This window comes from Rhodococcus sp. T2V (genome assembly GCF_029269925.1).
Classification (GTDB): Bacteria; Actinomycetota; Actinomycetes; order Mycobacteriales; family Mycobacteriaceae; genus Rhodococcus_F; species Rhodococcus_F koreensis.
Genome location: NZ_JARJBD010000219.1, coordinates 1 through 3,602, shown reverse-complemented (window position 1 = coordinate 3,602; position 3,602 = coordinate 1). Strand labels below are relative to the sequence as shown.

General features: G+C 68.0%; 1 protein-coding gene. It reads left to right on the top strand.

The features are described from left to right. A partial coding sequence (locus tag P3H15_RS53260) for an amino acid adenylation domain-containing protein (RefSeq protein WP_276144707.1) occupies window positions 1–3,602 on the top strand: 3,602 nt, incomplete at both ends.

The window sequence follows — 3,602 nt, the reverse complement described above, 5'->3', positions numbered from 1 at the left end:
ACACCGCCACACAACTCCGCAACCTCCCCCAACCCCACATCACCCTCAACTACCTCGGCCATCTACTCGCCGCACCGCACGGACCCTCGAACGGTGCCGGCTGGGAACCGGTGACCGGCATCGAGTTCGATACCACGATTCTCGGAAATGTCCCCGTCGCAGCGATTCTCGACGTCAACGCCTACCTCGACGAGTCAGGGGAAACCTCGATTCTGCGCGCCATCTGGGTGTATCCACCCGATGTGCTCCCGGCCGCCGACGTCACCGAACTCACCGACCTCTGGACCCGCGCCCTCACCGCCCTCGCCGACCACACCAGCCGACCCGGCGCCGGCCGGCTCACCCCCAGCGACCTCGACCTCGTCCACCTCGACCAACCCACATTCGACACACTCCACCACGACTACCCCACCCTGACCGACGTCTGGCCCCTCACCCCCTTGCAGGCCGGACTGCTCTTCCACCACGAACTGACCAGTCAGGCTCTCGACACCTACGTCGTCCAAGTCGTCCTCGACATCGACGGATCCCTCGACCCCGGCCGCCTCCGCGACGCCGCAAAAACCTTGCTCGACCGTCACCCGAATCTCCGCGCCGCCTTCGGACACACTCCCGATGGGACGCCCATTCAGATCATCACCCCCGCACCACTTCGCTGGGCCCACCACGATCTCAGTGGCGAGCGCGACGGGACGGTCGCTCACGACATCGTCACCGCCGACCGCACCACCGCGTTCGACCTGACCGCACCACCCCTGCTCCGGCTCACGCTCATCACCCACGGGCCGACCCACCACCAGGTCGCCCTCACCCATCACCACATCCTGCTCGACGGCTGGTCGGCGCCCCTTCTCCTGCACGAACTCCTCCAGTTGTACGAGCGCCACGCCGACCCCGGCGCTGTGCCCCGGCCCCTCCCATATCGCCGCTACCTCGAGTGGCTCACCCGGCAGTCGCTCGAGGAGAGCCGAGCCGTGTGGGCCGAGGCCCTCGACGGACTGGAAGGACCGACGATCCTGCTGCCGTCCGCGCGCAGCCGCGTCCCAACCACGTTCCCCGAGGAGTACCGGGTCTCGCTGTCAAAGGAACACACCGACGCGCTGCGGACCGTGGCCCGCAGCCACGACCTCACCCTCCACACCATCCTCAACACCGCCTGGGCCCTCGTCCTCGCCACCCACACCGGCACCACCGACATCACCTTCGGCACCACCGTCTCCGGACGCCCACCCCACATCCCCGGCATCGAAACCATGATCGGACTCTTCATCAACACCATCCCCGTCCGCATCACCCTCCACCCCACCGACACCCTCACCACCCTCCTCACACGCACCCACACCACCCACACCAGGCTCCTCGACCACCACCACCTCCCCCTCACCCACATCCCCAACCCCCACGCCACCACCTTCGACACCATCACCGTCCACGAGAACTACCCCCACCACACCACCACACCACCCACCGACCTCACCATCACCACCACCTCCGCCACCGACGCCACCCACTACCCCCTCGCACTCGCCGCCACCACCACCGACAACACACTCCACCTCAAGTTCGAGTTTCTGCCGGAGTTCCTCAGTCGCAACGAGACCGAGGCGATCGCGGCACACCTGTGCCGGGCGCTGGAGGTCATCGCAACGGCACCGCATACCACCGTCGCGTCGGTGCGGCTCCTCGGCGACGACGAGTTCCGTGCGCTCGCGCCCGTACGCGGCGGTCCCGCACCCGCCACCCGCACGCTCGCCGCCATTGTCACCGGCGCCGCCGCCCTCGATCCGGACGCCATCGCGCTCGAGGACTCCGGTCGCGCGGTCAGTTACCGCGACCTCGACGAGGCGTCGAACCGGCTCGCGCGCCTGCTGATCACGCACGGCGCAGGCCCGGAACGCTACGTTGCCCTGGCGATTCCCCGATCCGCCGATTCCGTGCTCTCGGTCTGGGCGATCACCAAGACCGGGGCCGCATTCGTCCCGATCGACCCGGGCTATCCCGCCGCACGCATCGCCGACATGCTCGCCGATTCGGGTGTCGCGCTCGGCGTCACACTGACACCGCAACGTGAGCGACTACCGGACACGGTGCCGTGGCTCGTCCTGGACGAACCCGGGACGATCACGACGGTCGAACAACAGTCGAGCGGTGCCCTCGGTGACGCCGATCGCCGCCGGCCACTGCGACCTGACCATCCCGCATACATGATCTACACGTCCGGATCGACCGGCGTCCCGAAAGGCGTGGTGGTTCCGCACCGCGGGCTGGCCGCACTGGCCGCGGCGCAGGTGACCAGCCTCGATCCGGGGCGACACTCGCGCGTGCTCCATTTCTCGTCACCCTCATTCGACGGATCGGTGTTCGACTATCTTCTGGCCTTCGGCTGTGGGGCGACTCTGGTGATCAGCCCGACGACAATCGTCGGCGGCGCCGAGCTGTCTCGCTTCGTGGCCGCCGAACGGGTGACGCACGCCTTCATCCCGACTGCCGCACTCGCCTCCGCGCATCCCGACGAACTCGACGGATACGACGGGTTCGGCGAGACACTCGTGGCCGGAGAGGCGTGTCCGCCCGGCCTGGCAACCCGGTGGTCGCGTGGCCGTACTCTGCGGAACGGGTACGGCCCCACCGAAACCACCGTGATGTCCAACATCAGCGCTCCGCTCGCACCCGGGACCGAAGTGACGATCGGCGGCCCGATCGCCGGCGTGGATGAAGTGATACTGGATGCACGGATGCAGCCGGTACCGGACGGCGTTCCGGGTGAGTTGTACATTGCCGGGCCGGGTCTGGCACGCGGATACCACCGGAGGCCGGGCCTGACCGCAGGGCGGTTCGTCGCCGCTCCGTACGGGCAGGCGGGCGAACGGATGTACCGAACCGGCGACATCGTCCGCTGGGTCGCCGACGCGTCCGGTGGTCGGGTGCTCGAGTACCTCGGCCGCGCCGACTTCCAGGTGAAGGTGCGCGGGTTCCGCGTCGAACCCGGCGAGATCGACGCCGTCCTCGGTGTCCACCCGGACGTGGAATATTCTGCGACACTTACCCGCACCGGAACCGCCGGGGACCCGATTCTCGTCTCCTACGTAGTCGGGTCCGCGGATCTCGCCCCGGCGCGCCTGTCGGCTTATCTCACGGAACGACTTCCGGCGTACATGGTGCCCACGGCGATTGTGCCGATCGACCGGATCCCGCTGACGCCCGTCGGCAAACTTGATCGCGCCGCACTTCCCGATCCTCGCTTCGACTCCCCTGCCGATCCCGCGCACCGACCGACGTCGCCCGTCGAGGAGACCGTCGCGAACGTATTCGCGGCCGTTCTGGGGCTCGAGCACGTCGGTGTCGACGACAACTTCTTCGAGGCGGGCGGTAACTCGCTGACGGCGACACGGGTGGTGGCGCGGGTGAATTCGACGCTGCACACCCACATCGACGTCCGGACCTTGTTCGAGGACCGGACACCGCGGGTCCTGTCCACCCACCTCGACCACGACTCGGACGACGCCCTTCTGCCGGTGCCCACTCCGGGGCCCCAACCCGAGTTCGTGCCGCTCTCGCCTGCCCAACAACGCATCTGGTTCCTCAACCAATACGACACCACC